Source organism: Nocardioides sp. NPDC023903 (genome assembly GCF_040639295.1).
Classification (GTDB): domain Bacteria; phylum Actinomycetota; class Actinomycetes; order Propionibacteriales; family Nocardioidaceae; genus Nocardioides.
The window spans coordinates 1-1282 of the sequence record NZ_JBEZZS010000081.1 but is presented as its reverse complement, the minus strand read 5'-3'; the positions used below and the strand labels follow the sequence as shown (position 1 = coordinate 1282).

2 protein-coding genes are annotated in these 1282 nt (G+C 69.7%); both read left to right on the top strand.

Going from position 1 to position 1282, the window contains the following annotated elements; translation table 11 throughout:
- On the top strand, positions 1–914 hold a 914-nt coding region (locus AB0F44_RS30065; RefSeq protein WP_357361020.1), incomplete at its 5' end, for a sensor histidine kinase.
- Positions 911–1282 (top strand): response regulator transcription factor (locus AB0F44_RS30060; protein WP_357361018.1); only part of this gene is annotated, 372 nt, incomplete at its 3' end. The genes AB0F44_RS30065 and AB0F44_RS30060, both read left to right, overlap by 4 nt.

Here is a 1282-nt window from a genome sequence, read left to right as displayed (position 1 = left end):
AGCGGAGCCTGGCGAGCGCCGGTACGCTCGACCGGTTGTTCTTCGTCTACCTGCATCTGCTGCCTCGACCGTGGAATCTGGTCGCGGTGGTACTCGCGACCACAGTGGGGGTGCTGGGTTTCGCGGCGCATCGCGGTTGGTCGGCCGGTGCGGTGGTGGGGCCGATACTCGGCGCGCTGGTGGCGATCGGGATCGGGCTCGGATATCAGGCACTGCATCGCGAGGCCGTCGAACGGGAGCGTCTGATCGACGAATTGCTCGGTACCAGAGCGATTCTCGCCGAACAGGAACGCACCGCGGGCAAGCTCGCCGAGCGGGAACGCCTCGCCAAGGAAATCCACGACACCGTTGCCCAGGGCCTGAGCAGTATCCAGCTGCTCCTGCACGCCGCCGAGCAGGCCGCACCGGATCATCCCGCGCTGGATCGCATTCGGCTCGCGCGGGAGACAGCCGCCGAAGATCTGGCCGAAACCCGAAGGCTCATCGACGAATTGTCGCCCGCCGCCCTGGACGGGCAGTCACTCGCCGAAGCGCTGGAACGCATCTGCCTTCGCGCGCAGTCGCCGACCCTGACCACGCAACTGCTCGTCGAGGGCGAACCGGAGCGACTGCCGATGCCGGTCGAGGCGGCGCTGGTGCGGATCGCGCAGAGCGCGGTGGCCAATGTGGTGCAGCACGCGCGGGCCGAGCGCATGCGGCTCACCCTCACCTACGACGGCACCGACGCGCACCTGGACATCGTCGACGACGGCATCGGCATCGAACCGGATATGCTGCGCCACCCCAGATCCGGCGCGTTCGGCCTCGCCGCCATGCGCAGCCGCGTCGAGCAACAGGGCGGTGCGATGACGGTCGAATCCGAACCCGGCCACACCGCCGTGACGGTGAGCTTCCCGCTCGGAGCGGCATCGTGATCCGCCTGCTCCTCGCCGACGACCACGCCATCGTCCGCGCGGGCCTTCGCGCGCTGCTCGACGCCGCCGACGACATCGCCGTCGTCGGTGATGTCGCGGATGCCGATGCGGCAGTGGCCTTTTGCGCCGCCACGCCCGTCGACCTGGTCCTGATGGACCTGCGCTTCGGCGACGGCCGCTCCGGTGCTTCCGCCACCGCGGGCCTGCGCGCCCTGCCCACTCCGCCGAACGTCCTCGTCGTCACCAACTACGACACCGACGCCGACATCCTCGGCGCCATCGAAGCAGGCGCCGTCGGCTACCTCCTCAAAGACACCCCACCCACCGAGCTCCTCGCGGCAGTCCGCGCCGCGGCAGCAGGCGAAAGC